The organism is Streptomyces sp. NPDC060366, from assembly GCF_042725135.1.
Lineage (GTDB): Bacteria > Actinomycetota > Actinomycetes > Streptomycetales > Streptomycetaceae > Streptomyces.
On sequence record NZ_JBHXDC010000015.1, the window covers coordinates 15,326 to 40,514 of the forward strand.

Genomic DNA, 25,189 nt, shown 5'->3' on the forward strand with positions numbered 1-25,189 from the left:
TCCTGACGTATTCAATGGGGGGAGCACGCTGGGGAGATCGTGTTCCGTCGGCAGGTTCCGTCCGCACAAGATCCAGTCAAGCCTTGTGTGGACGCCGGTCCCTGCGGCCATACTGCTGGCCGGGAGTCGTCCCACGTTCCGCCGAAGAGCGCGACGCCGTCGACAGGACCTAGGGGGAGGTCGAGTGACATACCCGCCGAATGTGCGCACAGCGCCTGTTCCGGCACCGACGCACGCGCCCGCGCCGTCGGCTCCGCCATCCGCGCCACCACCCGCGCGGCATGGTGCGTGGGCCGAGGGCAGGGAGCGCCTGCGCGCGGCGGCGACGACGGAGCCGGGCCGGCTCCAGATCATCGGGGCCGTACTGGCCCTGCTCGTCGTGGTGTTCGGAGCGGTGACGGCCTTCGAGGTCGGCGACCGGTCCGTCGCCGCCGACGACGTCGTCGACCGCAGCCAGCCGCTGAGCGCGGACGCGGCGAACATCTATCGCTCGCTGGCCGGCGCCGACACGGCCGCCGCGAGCGGCTTCCTGGCGGGCGCGCAGGAGCCGGCGAAGGTGCAGCAGCTCTACAAGGACGACATCGAGACCGCGTCACTGCTGCTGGTCAAGGCCGCGGCGAACACGGAGGGTTCCAGCGAGTCCCGCAGCCAGATCGCCACGCTCAACGAACAACTCCCGCTCTACACGGGTCTGATCGAGCGCGCGCGGGCCAACAACCGGCAGGGACTGCCGCTGGGCGGCGCCTATCTGCGCTACGCCAACCAGAAGATGACGAAGGAGATCCTGCCGGCGGCCGAGAAGCTGTACGCGTCGGAGACGGCACAGCTCGACCGGGACCAGGGGGACGCGCGGGCATGGCCGTTCCTGTCCCTCGCCGCCGGTGTCGTGGCGCTGGGTGTGCTGGCCTGGGCGCAGCGGCGCAACTACCACCGGACGAACAGGGTGTTCAACCACGGTCTGCTGGCGGCGACGGCCACCGCCACCGTCGTGCTGCTGTGGCTCGCGGTGGGCCACACGGTGGCGCGTACGCAGCTCAACGACGCGAACGCGCACGGCCAGGCGTCGCTGACGGTCCTCAACGACGCCCGGATCAGCTCGCTGAAGGCGCGCGCGAACGAAAACCTGACGCTGGTCGCACGCGGCGCCGTCCTGACGAAGGACGGCAAGAGCGACCGGTACGAGACGGACCACCAGGCCGACATGAAGGAGCTCGGTGCCGCGCTGGAGAAGGCGCGGAAGCTCGCCGACGACAGCGCGGGCTCCGAGCCGGTCGGCGTCGCCCGCACGGCGGCCACCGAGTGGCAGAAGCTCCACAAGTCGGCGAACGACACCGACAAGGCCGGTGACTACGAGGGCGCGCTGGCGAAGGTCATCGGCGACAAGGACTCGACGGGCGAGTCGTTCGACCGGGTGGACGACGCGCTGGAGAAGGCGATCGGCCACGAACAGCGGGAGTTCACCGACGCCGCCGATTCCGGCCGGGACGCGCTGACGGGCCTGTCGATCGGGGCCTTGGTGCTGGCCCTGCTCGGCGCGGTGGGCGCGATCCTGGGTATCAACCGCAGGCTTTCGGAGTACCGGTGACAGGGGGAGGAATGACAGCCGACACCACGGACCCGACGGGCACGGACGGGCCGCGCGAGCCGTATGGGCCGCAGGGGACCGACCGTCGCCCGACCGCCCGCCGTACGGGAGTCACGGTCGCCGCCGCCGTCGCGCTGACGGCGACGCTCGCCCTCCTGCCGCTGTCACGCGACAGCCGTACCGGTGAGGGCGGGGAGCCGAGGCAGGTCACCGCCGAGGCCGCGCCCGCCGCCGAGACGGCGCCGGACTGCGGCGAACCGGAGCGCAGCCTGCGGCCCGACAACGCGGACGGACCGGCCGTCGAGCGCATCCGGGCCCAGGGCAAACTGATCGTCGGCATCGACCAGAACAGCTTCAGCTGGGGTTATCGCAACCCCGCGACCGGCACCATCGAGGGCTTCGACATCGACCTCGCGCGGGAGATCGCCAAGGACATCCTCGGCTCCCCCGACGACATCATCTTCCGCGCCATCCCCACCAATCTGCGCGAACAGTCCCTGGAGAACGGCACGGTCGACCTGGTCGTACGGACCATGACGATCAACTGCAAGCGTCTCGAGAAGGTCTCCTTCTCCACCGCCTACTTCCAGGCCGGCCAGCAGGTGCTCGTGCCCAGGGGCTCGGACATCACGGGGTACGACGAGTCGCTGTCCGGCAAGCGCGTCTGTTCGGCGTCGGGCTCGACGGCGTACGACGCGCTCGTGGACAAGTCGTTCGGCGCGATCTTCAAGGACGAGCACGACGGGACCGACCAGGACGAGGACAAGCTGACGGTGTCGAACCAGCTGGACTGCCTGGTGCGGCTCCAGATGGGCGAGGTCGACGCGGTCGTCACCGACAACGCGCTCGCGGCGGGCCAGGCGGCGCAGGATCCGGCGGTCGAGCTGGTGGGCGAGCCGTTCACCGAGGAGTACTACGGCGTCGCGGCCAAGCTCGGCAGCGACGACCTGGTGCGCCGGGTCAACCAGGTCCTGGAGGACTACCGCGCGGGCGGCGCCGACAGCCTCTGGATGCGGTCGTACGACCAGTGGCTGAAAGCCGGTCTGCCAGGCATAACCGCGGCGCCCAAGGCCAAGTACAAGGATTGAGGGCCGAGGTCCCGGAGTCAGGGTCCGGGCACGGACGCCCCGAAGAGGCGGAACCAGAACGGAAGATCGCGCACCGGCACCGGACAACGGCGCCGGCGGCCAGGGCAGAGCGGAGAGGTGATCGATGGGCGACTCGGGCTCCTTCCCCGGCTCGACGGGGAAGTCGGCCGGTCCTGCCATGGACCGGGACGAGGCGGATCGTGCCCTCGCGCGCCTCGGCGCGGAGCACGAGGCGATCGAGACGTCCCTGCTCGCCCTCCAGGACCACGCGGGCCGGCGGCTCCTCGAAGGGGCCGCCCTGTCCGGGGTCACCAAGGACCGCTGGGCCACCACCGAACAGACGATCACCCTTCTGTGGAGCTACTTCGACGCCTACGCCGCCGCCCTGCGCGGCGCCCGCGAGGCCCGCGCCCGGCTGCGCTGGCTCAACCAGCAGGACCTGGTGGACCTGACCGAGAAGCTGCGGGGCCGCAGCGTCACGGTCGCGGGCTCCGCCACCGCCACCCCGTCCATCGCGGGACCGGCGAAGCTCTCCGAGCAGTTCTCGCTCGCCGAGCTGGTTGCGCGGATGAACGAGCTGTACGCGCAGTCGCTGGACATGGTCGTGGCGTCGGACTCCGTCTGGTCGGCGCTGCCCGCCCGGATAGACCTGCTCGCGGCCGAGCTGAACCGCACCCGTTCGCTGGCGCACTCAGCCGGGGTACGGCCCGGGGAGCACCCGGCGGGTGACGAACTGGAGGCGATCACCGACGAGCTGTCCACGCTGCGTGCCCAGGTGATCTCCGATCCGCTGGCCTTCTGGCAGCCGGTGCACGGCAGTTCGGCGCCCGGTGGCGGCCGGCCCGACACCGAGCGCTACGACCGGGCGGCCCGCGCGCTGGAGGACGTACGCCGCGAGATCGACGCGGTCCTGACGGTGCGGCAGGACTCGGAGGCGCGGCTGCTGCGGCTGCGCGACGTGCTGTCGCGCGCCGACCGTACGCTCACCGAGGCGCGGTCGGCCCGAGGCGAGGTGCTGGCGAAGATCGCCGCGTCTGAGGTGCCCGCGGTGAGCGGTCCGCCGACGGCGCTCCAGGAGCGGCTGTCGACGGCCGCCGAGTACCGCAGACACGCGCAGTGGCACCGCCTCTCCCCGCTGCTGGAGTCCCTGGAGCGCGAGGCGGACGACGAACTGCACCGGGCCCGCGAGTCGTTGACGGCCGTCACGGCCCCGCTCGCGGTCCGGGCCGAGCTGCGCGGCAGGCTCGACGCGTACAAGGCGAAGGTCGCCAGGCACGGGCTCGCCGAGGACCTGCTGCTGACCGAGCGCTACGACGCGGCCCGCCGGATGCTCTGGAGCGCTCCCTGCGATCTGCGCGTCGCCGAGCAGGCGGTGCTGCGCTACCAGCAGGCGGCGGCCGAGGCACTTGCCCAGCGGCAGCCCGGGCCCACCGACCGCGGGGGGAGCGCGTGAGCGCCGACAGGGCAGTGATCGGGAGACCGAGCGGCACCGGCGGAACGAACGGTACGAACGACATGGGCGAACGGGGGGAACGATGAGCGGGACGAGGAGTTGCCAGCGCCCCGGCTGCGAGGGCAGTTACGAGGACATGGGCGGCGGTGAGCTGTACTGCGACACCTGCGGTCTGGCGCCGGTCGTCTCGCCGACCGGCATGGTGTCGTCCCCGCCGACCGGGATCACCGGCGGTGGCAGGGACAGCAGGGCCGGCGGCAAGGGCAGTGGCCGCGGCAGCGGTTCGACGCGCAGCGGTTCGTCCCGCGCGTCGTCGCGCGCCTCCTCGCGCTCGTCGACGTCGCGGCGTTCGGTCTCGGGGCGGCTGTCGCGTTCGCTGTCGGGCCGGCTCTCCAGCCGGTCGGTCTCGGTCCGCAGCTCCGGCGCCGCCACCGCCGCTTCGGGGCGCAACCGGCTGGGCGCGGGCCTCGTCTCCGTGCCGGACGTACCGAGGCCCGATCCACGCTCGGCGGTGATGGCGAGCGCCGAGGTCCCGGAGCGCAAGCGGTACTGCTCGCGTTCCGACTGCGGCGCGCAGGTGGGTCGTTCGCGCGGTGAGCGGCCGGGGCGTACGGAGGGGTTCTGCACCAAGTGCGGGCACCCGTACTCGTTCATGCCGAAGCTGCGCGAGGGCGACATCGTCCACGGGCAGTACGAGGTCGCGGGCTGTCTGGCGCACGGCGGTCTGGGCTGGATCTATCTCGCCGTCGACCGCGCGGTCTCCGACCGCTGGGTGGTCCTCAAGGGTCTGCTCGACACGGGCGACCAGGACGCCATGGAGGCGGCGATCTCCGAGCGGCGCTTCCTCGCGGAGATCGAGCACTCCAACATCGTCCGCATCTACAACTTCGTGGAACATCTCGACCAGCGGACCGGCTCCATGGACGGCTACATCGTTATGGAGTACGTGGGCGGCAAGGCGCTCAAGGAGATCGCCAACGAGCGGCGCGGCCCGGACGGCAAGCGCGACCCGCTGCCGGTCGAGCAGGCGTGCGCGTACGGCATCGAGGCGCTGGAGGCCCTCGGGCATCTGCACAGCCGCAATCTGCTCTACTGCGACTTCAAGGTCGACAACGCGATCCAGTCCGAGGACCAGCTCAAGCTCATCGACATGGGCGCGGTCCGCAGGATGGACGACGAGGAGTCGGCGATCTACGGCACCGTCGGCTACCAGGCACCGGAGGTCGCCGAGGTGGGCCCGTCGGTGGCCTCCGACCTGTACACGGTGGCGCGCACGCTCGCGGTGCTGACGTTCGACTTCCAGGGGTACACGAACGTGTTCGTGGACTCGCTGCCGGACCCGGACAACATCGACGTGTTCCGCAAGTACGAGTCGTTCTACCGGTTGCTGGTGCGGGCGACGGACCCGGATCCGGCGCGGCGGTTCGCCTCGGCGCAGGAGATGGCCGAGCAGCTGACCGGGGTGCTGCGGGAGGTCGTCGCGTTGCAGACGGGGCGTCCCCGGCCCGCGCTCTCGACGCAGTTCGGTACGGAACTGCGCGTCACGGACACGCGGTTGTTCGCCGACGCCTCACAGGACGTGTCACGGCTGGGGCTGCGCCCGGAGCCGGTGCGCTCCGGTCTGTTCGGACGCCGCGACAAGGCCCCGGTGAGCGCGAACGGTGACACGAGCAGGGCGGCGATCGGTTCGGGCTTCTCCGGTGTCGCCCCGCCCCCGCCGGGCGCGGGCAACGGCGCGCCCGCGCCCGTACCGCTGCCCGGCCGGCCGGCGATGCCGCCGCCCCCCGCGCCCTTCGGGGTGCAGCCCCAACTCCCGCCCGGGAACGGCGCTCGGGGCGGCGTTCCGGCGCCCCGGACCGCGCCGGGCGGCGGCGTCCCCGCCTCCCCCGCCGGTGAGTCCCTGGAGACCGGGGCCCCGCTCGCGCGCATCGACGCGGGCGCCACCGCGCTGGCGCTGCCGGTGCCGCGGGTCGACGCGAACGACCCCAACGCCGGCTTCCTGGCCGGTCTGATGGCCTCCGCCCCCGCCGAGCTGATCTCCGCTCTCGCGGCGGCCCCCGCCGACTCCGTCGAGCGCCGGCTGCGCGAGCTGCGCGCCCGGCTGGAGATGGGTGAACTGGTCACGGCCTCCGAGGCGTTGACCGAGCTCGAAGCGCGCCACGCCGACGACTGGCGGGTGGTCTGGTACCGGGGTCTCGCCTCGCTCGTGACGGGTGAGCACGAGATCGCCGCGCTCTCCTTCGACGCGATCTACGACGCGTTCCCCGGCGAGGCTGCGCCGAAGCTGGCGCTCGGGGTCTGCGCCGAGGTGCTCGGCCAGCTCGACAACGCGGCCGAGTACTACCGCCTCGTATGGATGACGGATCCGAGCTATGTCAGCGCCGCCTTCGGTCTCGCGCGGGTGCAGAACGCGGCGGGTGACCGGACCGGAGCCGTACGGACGCTGGAGTCGGTTCCCGAGGCGTCGATCCACTACACGGCGGCCAGGATCGCGGCCGTCAGGTCGCGGCTGCGCCGCCGTGACCTGCGCTCGCAGTGGCCCTCCAGCACGGCGGGGGCCACGGCGGACACACCGCTGATCGACGATCTGCGGGCCGCCGCCGACCAGATTTCGCGGCTGGGCCAGTTCGGTCTGGACGCGATGCGGCGCGAGCAGTTGTCGACAGAGGTACTGGGCACGGCTCTGGACTGGGTACTCTCCGGTGGTCCAGGGAATCGGCCCGGAGAGACCATGCTGCTCGGCAGTGAACTGGACGAGCGCGGTCTGCGCTTGGGACTGGAACGCTCGTACCGGGTGCTCGCCCGGCTCGCTCAGCGTGGCGAGGAGAGGATCGACCTGGTGGAGCGGGCCAACCGCTTCCGCCCCCGGACGTGGGTGTGATTGATGTCGCAGATGCACCAGCCGACAGCCCTTTCGAGGTGCCCCGGTTGCGAGGAGCCGCTGGAGTCGGGCGACCTGTTCTGTGGTGCGTGCGGGTACGACCTGTCGGCCGTGCCCCCGCCCCCGGACGACCACCCCACGATCGTCATCAACGGCGCCCTGGCGCCGGTTGAGGCCGCTTCGGGGGCCGGTCCTGCGGGCGCCGGTCCTGCGGGCGCCGGTCCTGCGGGCGCCGTCGACTGGCCCACCGCCGCCGACCGGGACAGCACGAACACGCCCGCCCCGGTGCATCTGCCCGGCGAGCTGCCCGGCCTCGACTCGACCGGGGTGCCGCTGTCCGGGCACGTCTCGGCCGGGCACCGGCCCGCGCCGTCGGCCGGGCCCACTCCGGCCGGTGACTTCGAACTGCCCGCGCCGGCCTCGGCGCCCGACGCGGCCGTCGGGGCTCCGCCCGCGATGCCCCACGTCACCGATCACCGTTCGTCGGACCCCGACCCGGTGGCCTCCGCCGACCCTGCCGACCCGCGTACGGCGCCGCCCGCCGCCCCGGCCGGTACGAAGCTCTGCGTGGCCTGCCGCGCCGGCCATGTCGACACCGACGGCTACTGCGAGAACTGCGGTCACGCCCAGCCCCGCGAGCGCGACCATGTCGAGCAGGAGCTGGACTCCGTGGCGGCGGTCAGCGACCGCGGACTGCGCCACCACCGCAACGAGGACGCGTTCGCCGTGTCGTCGGCCGCCCTGCCCGACGGCACGCCTGCCGTGATCGCGATCGTCTGCGACGGCGTGTCGTCGGCGACCCGTCCCGACGAGGCGTCGGCGGCGGCCTCGGTCACCGCCAACGAGGTGCTGCTGGCGGCTCTGCCGCGCGGCACGCACCCGCAGCAGGCGATGCACGAGGCGATCGTGGCCGCCGCCGAGGCCGTCAACCTCCTTGCCACCCGGCCGGGTCGGGCCGGCGAGCACGAGGCCGCGCACCGCGCTCAGAACGCGCCCGCGTGCACGATCGTCGGCGCGGTCGTGGCGAGCGGGCTGCTGGTCGTCGGCTGGGTCGGCGACAGCCGCGCCTACTGGGTGCCCGACGACCGCACCGGCCCACCCGCGCGGCTCACCGAGGACGACTCCTGGGCGGCCCAGATGGTCGCCGCGGGCCTGATGAACGAGGCGGAGGCGTACGCGGACGAACGCGCCCACGCCATCACCGGCTGGCTCGGCGCCGACGCGTACGAACTCGAACCGCACACGGCGTCCTTCAAACCGGACCGCCCCGGTGTCGTGGTGGTCTGCACGGACGGTCTGTGGAACTACGCGGAGAGCCCGCAGGAGATGGCCCGGGTCCTGCCGCCCGACGCCGCCGGGCGGCCCCTGCACAGCGCCCAGGTGCTGGTCGGCCACGCGCTCGACGGCGGGGGCCACGACAACGTAACAGTGGCCCTGCTGCCGTTCGCCGTACCGCAGCAAGGGGCAGGATCCGCCTACAGCCCGGCCTGAGCACCCCACTGCCCGGACCACCGGACCGCGGTGGCGACCCCTTGGCCGACGCCCGGTCCAACCCCGGGGGCACGTCCGCCTGTTGCCCCGCTGTCCCTCTCAAGTCTTAGATTTTTTTGCCAGTGGAGCGTCAAGGAGCCGATACAGATGGCGAACTTCTCCAAGTCGACAGTGCCGCAGTTCTCCGTCGAGGTGTACCAGAACGAGTTCCTGCCGGAAGGCGGGCGCGAGGTGAACGCGATCGTGACGGTCACGTCCACCGGGGGTGGTACGAGCGGCGGGGCGCCGCTCACGGGAGCGTCCCCGGCGGCGACGACGCCGGGCCGGAGCCCGAACGCGGCCGTGGTGATCATGGTCGACTGCTCGGGGTCGATGGACTACCCGCCGACGAAGATGCGCAACGCGCGCGATGCCACGTCCGCCGCCATCGACACGCTGCGCGACGGTGTCGCGTTCGCCGTGGTGGCCGGCACGCACGTGGCCAAGGAGGTCTACCCGGGCGAGGGCCGGCTCGCGGTCGCGGACGCCGGCACCCGCGCGGAGGCCAAGAACGCCCTGCGCAAGCTGAGCGCGGGCGGCGGTACGGCGATCGGCACCTGGCTGCGGCTCGCGGACCGGCTGCTGGCCTCGGCCGATGTGTCGATCAGGCACGGCATCCTGCTGACCGACGGCCGTAACGAGCACGAGACGCCGGAAGATCTGCGCGCCTCGCTCGACGCCTGCGCGGGCCGTTTCACCTGTGACGCCCGCGGTGTCGGCACGGACTGGGTGGTGAAAGAGGTCACAGGCATCGCCTCGGCGATGCTCGGTACGGCGGACATCGTCGCCGATCCCTCGGGCCTGGCCGCCGACTTCACCGAGATGATGGAGAACGCGATGGGCAAGGAGGTCGCGGACGTCGCGCTGCGGCTCTGGACACCCGTCGGTGTGGAGATCAAGTTCGTCAAGCAGGTGGCGCCGACGGTCGAGGAGTTGACCGAGCGGCGTACGGACGCCAACGCCCGTGCGGGGGACTATCCGACCGGCTCCTGGGGCGACGAGTCCCGTGATTACCACGTATGTGTCCAGGTCCCGGAGGCGGGCGTCGGCCAGGAGATGCTGGCGGCCAGGGTCTCGCTGATCCTCCCCGCCGCCGACGGCACGTCGCAGGTGCTGTCCCAGGGGCTGGTACGGGCGGTGTGGACCGACGACATGGTGGCGTCGACGTCCATCAATCCGCAGGTCGCGCACTACACGGGTCAGGCCGAACTGGCGCAGGTGATCCAACAGGGCCTGGAGGCCCGTAAGTCGGGGGACTTCGACGGCGCGACGGCCAAACTGGGACGCGCGGTACAGCTCGCGTCGGACTCGGGGAACGCCGATACGGCGAAATTGCTTTCGAAGGTGGTGGACGTGGTCGATGCGGCGACGGGTACTGTGCGACTGAAAGCGAAGGTCGCGGACGCGGACGAGATGACACTGGAAACTCGCTCGACGAAAACAGTTCGCGTCAAGAAGTAGCGAACAGCGGCACGTAACGATCAACCGCGGCCTGCGGGCCGGACGAGGAGAGGGGGAAGCGCCGACATGCCGACTTGCCCGAACGGACACCAGTCGGGTTCCGACGACTGGTGCGAGGTCTGTGGCCATCGCATGGCCGGAGCCGGTGCTCCCGCCGGCTCGTTGCCGCCGCCTCCCCCACCACCGCCCGCGCCCGGTTACGGCTACCCGCAGGACCCGAACGCGACGGCGCAGGCGGAGCTCTGCCCGCAGTGCCGTACTCCGCGTGAGGGCAACGCCCTGTTCTGCGAGGAGTGCCGGTGGAACTTCCTCACGAACACGGCGACCTCGTACACGCCGCTGGCTCCGCAGCACCAGCAGCCCGGTGGACCGGGTGGTCCCGGCGGGCCGGGCGGACCGCCGCCTCCCGGACTGAACCTGCCGCCGGGCTTCCAGGCCCAGCAGGCGCCGCCCCGGCCGCCGGAGCCGTACGACTACCAGGGCTCGCGCCCCTCCCAGCTGAACCGGCCCGCCGAACCGCTGGTCCCCGACCAGCAGGGCGGACCCGGTGGGCCCGGCCCGCACGGCGGACCCCCCGGACATCCCGGCCCCCCTGGGCCTCCCGGACCGCACGGACCTCCCGGGCCTCATGGCCACCAGGGACCGCCGCCGCCCCCGCCGTACCAGCAGCAGCAAGGCCCACCGTCACCCCCCTCGTTCCAGCAGTCGGGGCCCCCGGCCCCGCCTCAGCAGACCGGTGGCGACGACTGGGTGCTGCCGCCGCCCTCGCAGGCGCAGGCTTCGGCGCCCCCGCAGCAGTTCCAGCAGGGTCCGCCGCCGCAGCAGCACCAGCAGCAGCACGACCCGATGCAGCAGCAGCCGCCCCACCAGTACCAGCCGCCCGGCAACTGGACCGCGGTCGTCGCACCGGACCGTGACTACTTCATGGCGATGATGCAGCGCAGCGGCCCCGAGGCGACGGGCCTCAACCTGCCCGCGTACTCACCGGAACAGCATCTTCCGATGACCGGGAACCAGATCACCATCGGCCGCCGGCGCCACTCCACCGGTGAGTCCCCCGATGTCGACCTGTCCGTCCCGCCGGAGGACCCGGGCGTCTCGCACCAGCACGCGGTCCTGGTCCAGCAGCCCGACGGCAGTTGGGCGGTGGTCGATCAGAACTCCACCAACGGCACGACGCTCAACGGCGCCGAGGACCCGATCCAGCCGTATGTCCCCGTCCCGCTCAAGGACGGCGACCGCGTGCACGTCGGTGCCTGGACGACGATCACGATCCGCCGGAGCTGAGCGGCCAGACGTACGGGCCCAAGGGGTCGTCCAGCCAGGCCCACTGCCGGTCGGGGCCGACCGTGATGCCGAACCTCTCCCGCTGCGGGCGCTTCTCGCGCTCCCAGAGGGAGAGGGCCTCGTGCGGGTCCGGGCTGCCCGCGGTCAGCGAGAGCATGAAGCGGAAGAGATCGTTCTCCAGCGCCCGTCTGGGCAGCCCGCCGATCCGCTGGAGGACCGGCAGCCCCGACTCCTCCGTACCGCCCCGCAGCGGTACGAAGAACGCGGACGTGTGCAGGAAGTGCCCTTCCGCGTAACGGCCGTGGAGGTCGTCGCCGACGTCAAGCGCGATCAGCCCGGTGGACAGCGGCGCCAGGATCCGCGCCCCGTCCGCGCACTGCTCCAGCCAGCCGGACGGCACCGCGGACAGCGTGCAGGTCGCGATGATCCGGTCGAACGGTGCCCGGCGCCGGCAGCCGATCGCGCCGTCGCCGGTGACGACCGCGGGCCGGTATCCGGCGGCCGCGAGATGCGTACGGGCGGACTCCGTGATCTCCGGATCCAGATCGACGGTCGTCACGCGCTCGTCACCCAGCCGGTGCGAGAGCAGCCCCGCGTTGTAGCCGGTGCCCGCGCCGATCTCCAGGACGGTGTGCCCGTCGCGCACCTCCAGCTCCGCGAGCATCCGCGCCATCAGGGAGGGCTGGCTGCTGGAGGAGATCAGTTCACCGTCCCGTACGCGGGTGGCCAGCGCCCCGTCCGCGTACGCGCCGCGCAGCCAGCGAAGCCGCCGGACGGGATCGGGGTCGTCGCACCACAGCCGGTCGTGGCCGCCGGGTCTGCTGACGAAGTAGTACGGCACGAACAGATGGCGCGGCACCTCCTCGAACGCCGCGCGCCAGGCCGGGTCGTCCAGCGACCCGTCGTCCACCATGCCCCGCACCATGGCGCCACGCGCCTCCGCGGCGACGCCATCTTCGTCGTCGCCCGGCCGGTACGCCTCGTGGTGCTCGCGGTGAACGCCCATGACCCCACTGTCCTGTGTCCCGGGCGCGGAAGCGAGCAGTACCGGCCCCCGGACCCCGGGTAATCGGATTCCGGGGCGCGACCGGCCGGTTCCGGGAGGCGATCGGCGGGTCCTAGACCTCAGGTACTCGGCCGGTGGGTCTGAGACCATGGAGGAGTGAACGAGATTCCGCGCGGCACACTTTCGGAGCAGACCTTCTACGAGCAGGTCGGCGGGGAGAAGACCTTCCGGCGCCTGGTCCACCGGTTCTACCAGGGGGTCGCCGAGGACCCGCTGCTCCGGCCGATGTATCCGGAGGAGGATCTGGGGCCGGCCGAGGAGCGGTTCACGCTGTTCCTGATCCAGTACTGGGGCGGTCCGCGCACGTACAGCGACAACCGGGGCCATCCCCGGCTGCGGATGCGGCACGCGCCGTTCACCGTCGACCGGGCGGCGCACGACGCGTGGCTGCGGCACATGCGGGTGGCCATCGACGAGCTGGAGCTCTCCGAGGAGCACGAGCAGCAGCTCTGGAACTACATGACGTACGCCGCCGCGTCGATGGTCAACAGCTGAGCGGCTTACCCCCGGCCGACGCGGTGACCGCCGGCCGCGCACCGGAATGCGGAACTCCTGTTCCGGACAACGATCACGATCGGATCAAAGTACGCCTGTAAGCGGTTACCAGGACGGGTGGCCTCTGAAAGTATCCGAGCTCCGGGGAAGGGCGAAGGATCGGCGGGGGGACGTGTGACGGGGTTCGTTTTTCTGCGGGTCCGCGCGCACCGGCTCCTGCTCACCGCGGCCCTCCTCGCCGTTCTCCTCACCACATCCGTCCTGTCGGCCCTCACCGCTTTCTCCGGTTCGATCGGGGACGCCGCGCTCCGCCACACGCTCCAGGGCCGCGAGGCCGCCGCGGCGGCGCTCGTGATCAGCGCGCAGGTTCCCGCCGACGACCGGGAGGCCGCGGACGAGGCAGCGTCCGGGGCCGCGCGGGAGTCCTTCGACGGGCTGCCGGTCACCGTACGGAAACTGGAGCGTTCCGGGTCGTACGCGCTCCCCCGCGGTCTTCAGCCGCCCGCCGCCCGCGAGGGGGAACCCGACCTCACGCACTTCGCCACACTCGACCGCTCGCGCGTACGGCTCGTGACCGGGACCTGGCCCGCCGGCGGGGACTCCGCGGCCGGCGACCCCGTGCAGGCGGCGTTCCCCGAAGTCGCCGCGACCCAGCTCGGGCTCAAGGCGGGCGCCCGGCTCACCCTCGTCGACCGGCTGGGGGACAGACCCCTCACGATCCGTGTCACCGGCATCTACCGGCCGGCCGATCTCACCGATCCGTACTGGCAGTTGGACACCCTCGGCGGCCACGGCGTCCGGACGGTCTCCTTCACCACCTACGGCCCGCTGCTCACCGACCCCGCCGTGTTCGACTCCGGACGCCTCGCGGCGGGCGACCTGTCCTGGCTGGCCGCCGCCGATTTCCGGTCCGTCACCACCGGCCGTATCGACTCGCTGCGCGCCGCCGCCGAGCGGGGGCCCAAGACCCTCGCCGCACAGCCGGTCTTCGCCGACGGTGTGAACGCGCGCACCGCGCTGCCGGGTGTGCTCGACCGGACCGAACGCGCGCTGCTCGTCTCCCGCTCCACGCTGCTGATCGTCGCCGTCCAGCTCGTACTGCTCGCGGGTTACGCCCTGTTGCTGGTCGCCCGCCTGCTGAGCTCCGAGCGGACGGGCGAGACCGATCTGCTTCGGGCACGTGGCGGCTCCCGGCGCCGGATCCTCTGGCTCACCGCCGTCGAGGCGCTGCTCCTGGCGCTGCCCGCCGCGCTCTGCGCGCCGCTGCTCGCGGGGCCGCTGACCCGGCTTCTCGCCGACAGCGGCAGGCTCACCGAGATCGGGCTGCGGCTCGGTGACACCTCCACCGCCGAGGTGTGGCTGACCGGCGGCGGGGTCGCGCTGGCGTGCGCCGCCGCCGTCGTGGCGCCCGCCCTGGCCTCGGCCGGCGCGGTCCGGCTGCGGCGCGGCAGGGCGAGGGCGCTGCCGGGCCCGGTACGCGCGGGCGCCGACGTTGGGCTGCTGGTGGTCGCCGCGGTGGCGTACTGGCAGTTGGACCGCCAGACGGCCACATCGGGCGGCGGCGCGCTAAGCGGTGACAGCCGGGGCGAACTCGGCATCGATCCGCTGCTGGTCGCCGCACCCGCGCTGGCACTGCTCGCGGGCACCGTACTGACCCTTCGCCTGCTGCCACCCGTGGCGCGCCTCGCCGAACGGCGCGCGGCGAACGGCGCGGGACTGTCGTCGGCGCTCGCCGGCTGGCAGTTCAGCCGCAGGCCGCTGCGCGGCGCGGGCCCCGTGCTTCTGCTGGTGCTGGCGGTGGCGATGGGGATGCTGGCGATCGGGCAGAGCGCGTCGTGGGACCGTTCGCAGGAGGACCAGGCGGACTTCCGGACGGGCGCGTCGCTGCGGGTGGCGACGGACCGGCCGGGGGATCCCGGACAGGCGGGGATCTACGCCGGGCTGCCGGGGGTACGTGAGGCGGCCCCCGCGCACCGCGCGACCACCGAGCTGTCGGCGAACCGGACGGCGACCGTCCTCGCGCTGGACACCGCTCACGCCGACGAGCGGATGCTGCTGCGGGACGACATGTCCGGGCTGTCCGGCGACGGCGGCGCGGCCCGGCTCCTGGACGCGGTGAAGCCGCCGGAGGCGGCACGGCCCGGCACCCCGCTGCCCGACGGCACCCGGCAGCTCCGGATCACGCTGCGGCTCACCGACACCGGGGCGCGCGACGGGGTGTCGCCGACCGGTGCCGTGCCGTTCGCCACGGTGGTGGTCGAGGACCGGTACGGCGTCGGCCACCGCATGCCCGTGGGCGAGGTGCCCGTCGACGGCCGCCCGCACACCGTGACGCTCGATCTGACCGGAGCGGCGGACTCCGTGCCCGGTCCCGAGGCGAGGACCACGCCGCTCGCCCCGGCGGAGCCACTGGCACTGACCGGTCTGGAGTTCGTCTCGACCGCTCCGCCGGGCCGGAGCGAGACCCACCGGATCAGCGTCGACGCGCTGCGCGCACTGGACGCCGACGGCGCCGCGCGCCCGGTCGACGGCGCCCAGAACGCCGACTGGCGTGCGACGCGGCTGAGTTCACTGGACGGCGAGGCGGACCCGGATGTGCCGCTGAAGCCGGTCGTCTCGGCGACGGCTCCGCTGGCGCTCTCGTACGAGACGGGGGCCGGCCCGCAGGCCGGGCCCTATCTGGACCAGGCGCGCGGCGTCACCGTCCACGTGAGCGCCGCGCGCGCCGAGCCGCCGGCCGTGCTGCCCGGGATCGCCACCGACACCTTTCTGCGCGCGGCCGGCGCGAAGACCGGCCAGAACGTGGACGTCCAGGTCTCGGGCCAGCGCCTCCGGGTGAAGATCGTGCGCTCCGTCGGCCAACTGCCCACCACCGGGGCCGGCGCCCTGAGCGCACGGGCGACGACCGAGACCGCCGGCGCCGGGCGTACGGGCGACGGCGGCGGGCTCCTGGTCGATCTGCGCACCGTCAACGAGGTGCTCGCCGACCGGCGCGCGGCGTCGCTGGCCCCCACGGAGTGGTGGCTGAGCACGGCACCGGGGCGTACTCAGGAGATCGCCGAGACGCTGCGGAAGCGGTCCGACCTCGACCCGACGCAGGTCCTGGTGCGCGACGAGACGGCGGACGAGTTGCTGAGCGATCCGCTGGGGGTCGGCCCGCAGTCCGCGCTGACGGCCGCCGCCGTCGCGGCGGCGGCGCTCGCGGCGGTCGGCTTCGCGGTGAGCGCGGCGGGGTCGCAACGTGAACGGGCCGCCGAATTCGCCCTGCTGAGGGCCCTCGGTACACCGCGCCGCCAACTCGCCCGGCTGATAGCCACCGAACAGGGCGTGCTGCTCACGGTCGCTCTGCTGGTCGGTCTCGCCCTCGGCGCCGTCCTCACCAGAGCGGTGGTGCCCCTGGTCGTCCTGACGGGCCAGGCCACCCAACCGGTCCCACGCGTCCTGGTCGAACTGCCCACGGGCCAGGTGGCGGCGCTGCTGGCCGGGGTGTCGGCGCTGCCCCTGCTGATGATCGCGACCCTGGCGCTACGCCGCACGGACCCGACGGTCACGCTGCGCGAACGGGGAGGCAACTGAGATGCGAACTCCTTCGCGGGGCGGCGCCGGGAACGGCGAGCCGCAGGCCGTGGACGGCCCCGAGTCACGTACGCCCGGCGGCGACAGCGCCACCCAGGGCCGCCCGCGGGGAAGCACCGGCTCCCGCGCCGACCGGCCCGCGCGGGCCGTCGCGCCCTGGGTGCGGACGCGGCTGCGGACCGCGCCCGGCGCCGCCGTCGCGATGGCCGTGCTCGTCGTACTCACCGCGTACCTCGCCGCCGCGTTCCCCCGTTCCGTCGACGCGTACGAGACGAACGGCCTGCGCCACGACATCCGGACCGCCACCGCCGTCGAGAGGGTCTTGGAGATCAGCTCGGCTGCGTTCGGCCCCGGCGTGCCGCGGGCGGACCGGGAGAAGACCCTGCGCGGTGCGTGGGTGGCTCAGACGCAGCGCAAGATCGTGCGGGGTCTGCCCGCGCCGGTACGGGCCGACGAGGGCAGTTCGGCGTACGGCGTACGGACCTCCGAACCCATCGAGGGCACCGACCCCTGGCTGGCCGCGCCCGACCATCTGCCGCCGATGTTCACCCTCGCCGCCCAGGCGGGCCTCGACAGCCACTCCGCACTCCGCGAGGGCCGGCTTCCCCGCGCCGACGCGCCGGTGACGGAGAGTACAACGGAGGTGGAGGCCGCGGTCACCGCCGCGACCGCCGAGTCGCTGCATATCAAGGTCGGTTCGGTGGTGCACGTGCCGGCCGCCGGCCGGGACGAGATCGGTGTACGGATCACCGGGATCGTCACGCCACGGGACCCGGACAACAGCTACTGGTCCTTCGAGCCCACACTCCGCTCCCCCGCCCTGGTCGCCAAGCAGACCGACGACCGCCCGCAGCCCCGCTACTGGCGCGCCGCCCTCCTCCTGCCGCCCGACGCCGCCCCGGTACTGCTCGCCACCACCGGCGAGCCGCAGCTCTACTGGCGGATCGCGCCCGACACCACCGCGCTCACGGCACGCGACGCGCCCGGACTCGCCTCGCGCGTCGCGTCGTTGAAGAACGGCCCGGAACTGACCGAACTGCGCACGAACGTCATCGGGCCCGTGGCCGTGGTCGCGACGAAACTCGACGACATCGTCGCCGGGCACCGCTCGATGCGTGCCGCCATCGCTCCGGTCGTCGCCGTCGCCGCACTGGGGATCGGGGCCGTGGCCGCCGTCGTCCTGGTGATGGCGGGCGGCCTGATCGCGGCACGGCGCCGGGCCGAGCTCGCCCTGCTGCGCTCACGCGGCGGATCCCTGCGCGGCATCGGCGGCCGGCTCCTCGCCGAGACGGCGGTGATCGCCGTACCGGCGGCGGCCGTCGGCCTGTCGCTCGCCGTGCTGAGCGTCCCGGAGGCCCGGCTGCTGCCCGCCGTGGCCGCCGCGAGCGCGGCGGCCCTCCTGGCGTGCGCCGCGCTGCCGGTACGGGCCGTCGTGGGACACCGCAGGCCACTGCGGCACGGGGACCGCGAGGATCTTGTACGGGCCCGGCCCTCCCGCCGCCGCACGATGGCCGAACTGACCCTGCTGGCCCTCGCGATCGGCGCGGTGGTCGCGCTGCGCCGACGCGGCACGGGCGGCCCGGCCGACTCCGGGGGCACCGGCGGGCTGGGCGACGTGGACTACCTGGTCAGCTCGGCGCCGGTGCTGGTGGGACTGATCGCCGCACTCGTCCTCGTACGCCTGTATCCGCTGCCGCTGCGTCTCGCGGGCCGCCCGGCCGGCCGGCTGCGCGGCGCGGTCGGTTTCCTCTCGCTGGCCCGCGCGGGCCGCGCGTCGTCGTCGGGCGCGCTGCCGCTGCTCGCCCTGCTGGTCGCGCTGACGACGGCGGCGTTCGGCGGCTCGGTGCTCGCCGGGATCGACGGCGCCAGGGAACGGGCCGCCGTGCTGGCGACGGGCGCCGACGCCCGGATCAGCGTCGGCGGCACGTCGCCGGAGCTGCCCGACGGGCTCGCCGCGGCCGTACGCGAGAGTTCCGGGGTCGGAGAGGTGACCGCGGTGCGCGTCGAGTACGGCGTACCGCTCCCGTCCGACAGCAAGGGCCTCGAGACGGTGCCCGGTGTGACCATGATCGGCGTGGAGCCGGAGACGTACGCGCGGCTGGCCCGGCAGACCGGCCTCGGCGAGTTCTCCGCCGACGCCCTGAAGTCCGTCGGCGGGGGCGGTGTGCGCGACGGCGGGCCGGACCGGAGCCGGGTACTGCCCGCGATCGCCTCGCCCGCCGTCGCGGAGCGCCTCGGCGACCGGCCGCGCGACATCCGGGCGGCGGCCGGGGACTTCAAGGTGCGGGTCGCGGGGATACACCGCGACACCCCGGCGTCGCCCGGTACCGACTACCTCCTGGTGAACGCCGCCGACCTGACGCAGCGGGCGCCGACCACCCTGCTGGTCGGCGGCGCGAAGCTGGACGGCGCGGCGCTGCGCCGTACGGTCGCCGGGTTCGGCGACGGCTTCAGCGTCAAGTTGCGCACCGAGGAGCGCGGAACGTTCGTCAACACGCCCATGCAGGAGGGCGCCGAGCGGATCTACGCCGCGGCGATCGCGGCGGGCGCTGGCTACGCGCTGCTGGCCCTGCTGCTCTCGCTGTCGCAGACGGCCCCGGAGCGCGTCACGTTGCTGGCGAGGCTGCGCACCATGGGACTCACGACGCGGCAGGGCCGCCAACTCCTCGGCCTCGAGGTCCTTCCGCAGGCGCTGCTGGCCGCCGTGGGCGGGGCGTTGGTCGGCTGGGCGACCGTCGTACTGCTGGCGCCTGGTGTGGATCTCGTACGGCTGGCGCTCAACGCGACGTCGGACGTGACGCTGGAGGGGGCGCCGCTCCGGGCCGATCCGTGGTCGCTGGTGCTGCCCGCGGTGGGGGTGCTGGCGCTCGCCGCCGCGGTGTCGGTCGTCCAGGCGTGGTGGGCGGGGCGACAAGGCTCGATCAAGGAACTCAGGGCAGGAGACAGCCGATGACATCGTCGTCCGAGTCGACCGATTCGACGGATTCGGCAGTGACGCTGGAGCAGTTGGAGCGGCGCGCGGGTACCCACCGCGACCGGCCCTCGTACGGCCACGACGCGCTCATAGCCTGCGACCGGCTGGTGCGGATCTTCACCGCCGACGGCGTGGAGGTGCAGGCCCTCCAGGGCCTCGATCTCCTGGTGGCCGAGGGCGAGTTGATGGCTCTCGTGGGTGCGTCGGGCAGCGGTAAGTCGACGCTGATGAACATTCTCGCGGGCCTGGACGTCCCGACCGCGGGCGCCGCGAAGGTGGCGGGCAGCGATCTGCTGGGCATGGACGCGAAGGCGCGGCTGCGCTACCGGCGTGAGGCGGTGGGCTTCGTCTGGCAGGAGACCGGACGGAATCTGCTGCCGTACATGACGGCCGCTCAGAATGTGGCGCTGCCGATGCAGTTGAGCCATCGGGGTGGCCGCCGTCGGCGGGCCGAGCGCACCGCGCGGGCTGAGTCGCTGCTGGCGATGCTGGGCGTCGCGGACTGCCGCGACCGCCGTCCGCACCAGATGTCCGGCGGCCAGCAGCAGCGCGTAGCGATCGCCGTCGCCCTCGCCAACTCGCCTTCCGTACTGCTGGCCGACGAGCCGACGGGCGAGCTGGACTCGGCGACGGGTGAGCAGGTGTTCGCCGCGTTCCGGCGGGCGAACGAGGAGTTGGGCACGACGATCGTGATCGTCACCCACGACCAGGCGGTCGCGGGCGAGGTACGCCGGACGGTCGCCATCCGGGACGGCCGCACGTCGTCGGAAGTCCTGCGCCGCACGGAGGTCGACGCGACGACGGGCCAGGAGTCGGTGGTGGCGAGGGAGTACGCGATGCTCGACCGCGCGGGCCGCCTCCAGCTCCCCGCGGAGTACACGAAGGCACTGGGCATGGAACACCGGGTGATGCTGGAACTGGAACAGGACCACATAGGAGTCTGGCCGGACACCCCACCCGAGTAAGCGCCGCCCACCAGGACCGGGCGGGCAAATCAAGCCCGTCCGGCGATTGAGGACACACCACCCACCCGGCGCAACCGGCCAACCCGGGCCGGCACATCAAGCCCGTCCGGCGATTGAGGACACTCACCCACCGGGCGCAACCCGGTGAACCGGCCGGGCAACCGAACCCCGCCACGTCGGCGACAAGCCCTACGTCGGGGTGACGCTCAACCCGCCGATCCCACCCGTCCCACCCGTCCGCACGGCGATCGACCCGTACGGCGTCCGCAACCGCATCCACGCCCCCGCCTTCAGCAGCGCCACCGGCGCGTCCTCGGGCATCGGGCGCAGGAAGCCCACCGACTGCGCCGCGTGCACGGCGCGCAGCGGCAGACCCGTGCCGCCGACCGTCCGCGACCAGATGTCGCGGCCGATCCGGTCCCGTTCGGCGCGGTCGCGGTGCGCCGCGGGCAACGCCTCGTCGCGCGTGCGGAATTCGGTGACCGCCGCCGCGACCGCCTGGCGCAGCCCGGCGGGTCCCGGCAGGCCGGGCACCCGCTGCCAGCCGCCGCGCGGCGGCAGCACCCCGGTCCACGGAGGGCCGGTGACGGCGGCGGGCAGCCCGATGCCGCCCGTCAACTCGTCGATCGCTTCGAGGAGTTCACCGGCGGAGACGGTGACGTCCAGCTCCACCGGCCCCTCCACCTGCCCCTCCACCTGCCCCTCCACGGGCCCCTCGGCCGCCCCCGCGTCACGCAACCGCGCCGTACGGATCGCCAGCACCTCGAACGCCGGCGGCCGCCCGAACACGGCGACCGCCCCGCCGCCCGCCTGGAGGCGCACCGCGGCCGCCCGGTCGTAGCGGATCAGCCGTCCGAGGAAGGCGGCGAGATCCGCCGCCTCCGCCGTGTCGGCGAGCCGCAGGGCCCGCACGGTCGTCGCCGTCATGCCGCGAGCGCCTCCGCGTCGTCGAGGTACTTCAGGAGGAAGGACTTCTCCTCTGCGGTGATCCGCCGCGGCCGGCCCGCCTGGAGGTCGTACGGCACGATGACCGTCGAGGCCCGCACGTACACCTGGTCCTCGTCCTTGATCTCGTACGCGATCGTGAGCTTCGCCGCGCCGATCTCCGTCACCCACAGCTCGACGGTCACCGGCTCGTGCCGGTGGACCAGCGGCAGCTTGTAGTCGATCTCGTGCCGGGCCACGACCGACCCGCCCGAGAAGGACGGCGAGCCGCCCCCGGGCGCCAGCCGGAACATGAAGTCGATGCGCGCTTCCTCCAGATAGCGGATGAAGACGACGTTGTTGACGTGCCCGAAGGCGTCCATGTCCGACCAGCGCAGGGGGCAGCTGTAGTGGTGGCGGGCCATGTCAGCCTCGGGTCAGCTTCTTGTACGTGGCGCGGTGCGGCCGGGACGCGTCGGCGCCGAGCCGCTCCACCTTGTTCTTCTCGTACGACTCGAAGTTGCCCTCGAACCAGAACCACTTGGACTCGCCCTCGTACGCCAGGATGTGCGTGGCGACGCGGTCGAGGAACCACCGGTCGTGAGAGATGATCACGGCCGCGCCGGAGAACTCCAGCAGCGCGTTCTCCAGCGACGACAGGGTCTCGACGTCGAGGTCGTTGGTCGGTTCGTCGAGGAGCAGCAGGTTGCCGCCCTGCTTGAGGGTCAGCGCCAGGTTGAGGCGGTTGCGCTCACCGCCGGAGAGGACCCCGGCCGGCTTCTGCTGGTCCGGGCCCTTGAAGCCGAACGCGGAGACATACGCGCGCGAGGGCATCTCGACATGGCCGACGTTGATGTAGTCCAGCTCGTCGGAGACGACGGCCCACAGCGTCTTCTTCGGGTCGATGCTGGCGCGGCTCTGGTCGACGTAGCTGATGTTGACGGTCTCGCCGACCTTGATGCTGCCGGAGTCCGGCTGCTCCAGGCCCTGGATCATCTTGAAGAGCGTGGTCTTGCCCGCGCCGTTGGGGCCGATGACGCCGACGATGCCGTTGCGCGGCAGCGTGAAGGACAGGTCGTCGATGAGGACCTTGTCGCCGAACGCCTTGCTCAGGTTCTCGACCTCGACCACGACGCTGCCGAGCCGGGGGCCCGGCGGGATCTGGATCTCCTCGAAGTCCAGCTTCCGCATCTTGTCCGCCTCGGCGGCCATCTCCTCGTAACGGGCCAGCCTGGCCTTGGACTTGGCCTGGCGTCCCTTCGCGTTGGAGCGGACCCACTCGAGTTCGTCCTTGAGCCGCTTGGCGCGCTTGACGTCCTTCTGGCCCTCGACCTTGAGACGCGCCTGCTTGGTCTCCAGGTACTTGGAGTAGTTGCCCTCGTAGCCGTGGAGACGGCCGCGGTCGACCTCGCAGATCCACCCGGCGACGTTGTCGAGGAAGTACCGGTCGTGGGTGACGGCGACGACGGCACCGGGGTACTTGGCGAGGTGCTGCTCCAGCCACTGCACGGACTCGGCGTCCAGGTGGTTGGTGGGCTCGTCCAGCAGCAGCAGGTCGGGCGCCTCCAGCAGCAGCTTGCAGAGCGCGACGCGGCGGCGCTCACCGCCGGAGAGGGTGGTGACGGGCCAGTCGCCGGGCGGGCAGCCCAGCGCGTCCATGGCCTGCTCCAGCTGGGTGTCCAGGTCCCACGCGTTGGCGTGGTCCAGGTCCTCCTGGAGCTTGCCCATCTCATCCATCAGCGCTTCGGAGTAGTCGGTCGCCATCAGCTCGGCGACCTCGTTGAACCTCTTCAGCTTGCCCATGGTCTCGGCGGCGCCGTCCTGGACGTTCTCCAGCACCGTCTTGGTCTCGTCCAGCGGCGGCTCCTGGAGGAGCATCCCGACCGAGTAACCGGGCGACAGGAAGGCCTCGCCGTTGGACGGCTGCTCCAGTCCGGCCATGATCTTCAGCACGGTGGACTTACCGGCGCCGTTGGGGCCGACCACACCGATCTTCGCGCCGGGCAGGAAGCTCTGCGTCACGTCATCGAGGATGACCTTGTCGCCGTGCGCCTTGCGCGTCTTGCGCATCGTGTAGATGTACTCAGCCAAGAGAAACCGTCCGGCAGATCGAGAAGGGCCAATGTGCGGCACCGCCGCATGAGGGCAGATGAACCCATCTTGCCGCACGTCCCTCCCTGGGGAGAAACCGCGTGTCCAGGGCTCAGACACACGTCCCGCCCTGCGACACCCGCGGCCGCTCTCCGGGCAGTCCAGGAGAGCGGCCGGGGACCGACGGCGGGTCGGCGCGCGGCTCCGGCGCGCGACCGGATTCGTCTGCGCGTCGGAGCCGCTGTCAGGGGCGACCGGCTGCCATGCCGGTCGGCGGGTCGTACGAATCAGCAGGTGGTGGTGTGGTGCGAGGCTCCGGGCCGCTCACTCCTCGGCGGAGGGGTCGTTCTTCTTACGGAAGAAGAAGACCGCCGCGCCGCCCAGCAGGACCAGTCCGATCGCGACGCCCGCGATCACCGGGGTGGCGTTGGAGGTGCCCGTCTCGGCCAGGTCGAGCCCGTCCGTGCCCGCGATGCCGCCCGCCGTGGCCGGGGTCAGCTGGGTGGTGGTCTCGTCGGCCGGCGGGGCCGGGTTTCCGGTGGTCCGGCAGTCGAGGACGCCCTGGAAGTTCTCGGTGAAGCCACCGGGCCCGGTGATCGTGAAGTCGTACGCCTGGTCCTCGGCGACCGGCACGGTGACGGTCCTGGACTTGCCGGCCTCGACCTCGTACTCCTCACCGGCGAGCTGGAAGGTGAACGGCTCGTCGCCCTTGTTGGCCGCCGTGACGTCCACACCGCCCTTCGCGCAGTTCTTCTCGGCGGTGATCGCCGGTATCGCGCCCTGCGCGGCCCAGGTGGCGGTGGCCGTCGCCGAGACCGTGGACTCGCTTGAGCCGGCCAGGATCTGTGTCTGGCTCTTGGTGACCCCGGCGAACGCCCTGCCCACGGGCACCGACGTGGTCGCCTGCACGCTCAGCGAGGCGGTGCCGTCGGCCGTGTCCTCGGGGACGTCGAAGTACAGCCGCGCCCCGTCGGTCACCTCGGTGACGGGCTTGCCGTCCTTGTCGGTGACCTTGATCCCCATGGCGGCGGCGTCGGCGGGCGGGGACACCGCGACACTGTCCGCGTCGGTACGGACGGTGACCGGCCCGAGAAGCTCGCCGCTCCTGCCGGAGACCGCGCCGGGCTCCAGGGTGAGGGAAGCCCTGGGCTCACCGAGGTGGTCGGCGCTCCGCTCCAGCCAGTCGGCCAGCTTCTCGGCCTGCGGGTCCACGGCGTCGACGTCGGCGTTGTCCGAGTGGCGCCAGATCGCGACCTGCGTACCGGCGGCGGCGGTCCGCGCGGTGAGCGGCCCGGTGCCCGCGTCGTCCGCGAGCGCGGCGAGGTCGTCGACCTGGGGGTAGGAGTTCTGCAGGATCCAGCGGATCTTCCCGGCGTTCTTGTTCGCGCCGAGCGAGGTCTGGGCCCAGGGGGTCTCCAGATACTTCGCCTGATTCTGGGTGGGGTTGTGGATGTCGATGCAGTACGTCTTGAGCTTGCCGCCGCCGTCGACGGTCATCTCGAAGAGCCCGGCGGGCAGTTCACGCGTCTCGCCGTCCGTGTGGAGAACGGCCTTGTCGAACGTCCTGAGGCCGTCAAGCGTCGCGGCGGCGCCGCCGCGGTGCTGGAGCGTGTCGTCGGCCACGGCCGTGCCCGCGCCGACTACGGAGCCCGCGACGACAAGGCCCGAGACGGCCATCGACGCGGCGAGACGGGCGGCGCCCCGCCTGCGAGCGGTTGGAGCGAAGAACTCGGACAACGCAGACAACACAGATTTTTCCCTCCGGGCGAGGTCCTCCGCGTGGGACGCGTGGGGGGATTGCCTCGCCAGCAGA

The 25,189-nt window shown here is 72.7% G+C and carries 16 protein-coding genes; 11 read left to right on the forward strand and 5 right to left on the reverse strand.

Features of this window, described 5'->3' with window-relative positions:
- Window positions 1–184: 184 nt before the first annotated feature.
- The 7 genes from ACFWHU_RS29155 (at window position 185) to ACFWHU_RS29185 (ending at window position 11,285) form a co-directional block, all read left to right on the forward strand.
- Window positions 185–1,585, forward strand: coding sequence for a hypothetical protein (locus ACFWHU_RS29155; RefSeq protein ID WP_385797652.1), 1,401 nt, complete (start codon window positions 185–187; stop codon window positions 1,583–1,585).
- Between the two features lie 11 nt (window positions 1,586–1,596).
- Window positions 1,597–2,673, forward strand: a complete 1,077-nt coding sequence (locus ACFWHU_RS29160) for a glutamate ABC transporter substrate-binding protein (protein ID WP_387228421.1) — start codon at window positions 1,597–1,599, stop codon at window positions 2,671–2,673.
- Between the two features lie 124 nt (window positions 2,674–2,797).
- Window positions 2,798–4,126, forward strand: coding sequence for a hypothetical protein (locus tag ACFWHU_RS29165; protein WP_387228423.1), 1,329 nt, complete (start codon window positions 2,798–2,800; stop codon window positions 4,124–4,126).
- Between the two features lie 82 nt (window positions 4,127–4,208).
- Complete coding sequence (locus tag ACFWHU_RS29170; protein WP_387228425.1) at window positions 4,209–7,007, forward strand: tetratricopeptide repeat protein; 2,799 nt, start codon at window positions 4,209–4,211, stop codon at window positions 7,005–7,007.
- 3 nt (window positions 7,008–7,010) lie between these two features.
- Window positions 7,011–8,498: a PP2C family serine/threonine-protein phosphatase gene (locus tag ACFWHU_RS29175; protein WP_387228427.1), complete on the forward strand. Its 1,488-nt coding sequence runs from the start codon at window positions 7,011–7,013 to the stop codon at window positions 8,496–8,498.
- A gap of 147 nt (window positions 8,499–8,645) precedes the next feature.
- Complete coding sequence (locus tag ACFWHU_RS29180; protein ID WP_385797640.1) at window positions 8,646–9,998, forward strand: VWA domain-containing protein; 1,353 nt, start codon at window positions 8,646–8,648, stop codon at window positions 9,996–9,998.
- Window positions 9,999–10,064: 66 nt separating this feature from the next.
- Window positions 10,065–11,285 (forward strand): FHA domain-containing protein, encoded by a 1,221-nt coding sequence (locus ACFWHU_RS29185; protein WP_385797638.1) that lies wholly within the window; start codon window positions 10,065–10,067, stop codon window positions 11,283–11,285.
- On the opposite strand, the gene ACFWHU_RS29190 is transcribed toward ACFWHU_RS29185, so the two are convergent.
- Window positions 11,266–12,291 carry a methyltransferase domain-containing protein gene (locus tag ACFWHU_RS29190; RefSeq protein WP_387228430.1) on the reverse strand — a complete coding sequence of 342 codons (1,026 nt, stop codon included), beginning with the start codon at window positions 12,289–12,291 and terminating at the stop codon, window positions 11,266–11,268. The two genes, ACFWHU_RS29185 and ACFWHU_RS29190, sit on opposite strands and share 20 nt — an antisense overlap.
- 156 nt (window positions 12,292–12,447) lie before the next feature.
- Between ACFWHU_RS29190 and ACFWHU_RS29195 the strand changes: the two genes are divergently transcribed.
- The 4 genes from ACFWHU_RS29195 (at window position 12,448) to ACFWHU_RS29210 (ending at window position 20,361) form a co-directional block, all read left to right on the forward strand.
- On the forward strand, window positions 12,448–12,846 hold the full coding sequence (locus ACFWHU_RS29195) for a globin (protein ID WP_385797635.1): 399 nt from the start codon (window positions 12,448–12,450) through the stop codon (window positions 12,844–12,846).
- Window positions 12,847–13,020: 174 nt separating this feature from the next.
- Window positions 13,021–16,422, forward strand: coding sequence for an FtsX-like permease family protein (locus ACFWHU_RS29200; protein ID WP_387228432.1), 3,402 nt, complete (start codon window positions 13,021–13,023; stop codon window positions 16,420–16,422).
- A 1-nt stretch (window position 16,423) separates the two neighbouring features.
- Window positions 16,424–19,375, forward strand: coding sequence for an ABC transporter permease (locus ACFWHU_RS29205; RefSeq protein WP_387228434.1), 2,952 nt, complete (start codon window positions 16,424–16,426; stop codon window positions 19,373–19,375).
- Complete coding sequence (locus ACFWHU_RS29210) at window positions 19,372–20,361, forward strand: ABC transporter ATP-binding protein (protein WP_387228436.1); 990 nt, start codon at window positions 19,372–19,374, stop codon at window positions 20,359–20,361. The genes ACFWHU_RS29205 and ACFWHU_RS29210 overlap by 4 nt, the downstream gene beginning before the upstream one ends.
- A gap of 189 nt (window positions 20,362–20,550) precedes the next feature.
- Here the strand turns inward: ACFWHU_RS29210 and ACFWHU_RS29215 are convergent, their stop codons facing one another.
- The 4 genes from ACFWHU_RS29215 to ACFWHU_RS29230 all read right to left on the reverse strand — a co-directional run bounded on the left by ACFWHU_RS29215 (window position 20,551) and on the right by ACFWHU_RS29230 (window position 25,053).
- Complete coding sequence (locus ACFWHU_RS29215) at window positions 20,551–21,288, reverse strand: hypothetical protein (protein WP_387228438.1); 738 nt, start codon at window positions 21,286–21,288, stop codon at window positions 20,551–20,553.
- On the reverse strand, window positions 21,285–21,710 hold the full coding sequence (locus tag ACFWHU_RS29220; RefSeq protein WP_385797622.1) for an acyl-CoA thioesterase: 426 nt from the start codon (window positions 21,708–21,710) through the stop codon (window positions 21,285–21,287). Before ACFWHU_RS29220 ends, ACFWHU_RS29215 begins: the two co-directional genes overlap by 4 nt.
- Before the next feature lies 1 nt (window position 21,711).
- Window positions 21,712–23,376, reverse strand: a complete 1,665-nt coding sequence (gene ettA, locus ACFWHU_RS29225; protein WP_385797620.1) for an energy-dependent translational throttle protein EttA — start codon at window positions 23,374–23,376, stop codon at window positions 21,712–21,714.
- Window positions 23,377–23,700: 324 nt separating this feature from the next.
- On the reverse strand, window positions 23,701–25,053 hold the full coding sequence (locus tag ACFWHU_RS29230; protein ID WP_385797705.1) for a Cys-Gln thioester bond-forming surface protein: 1,353 nt from the start codon (window positions 25,051–25,053) through the stop codon (window positions 23,701–23,703).
- Window positions 25,054–25,189: the final 136 nt, after the last annotated feature.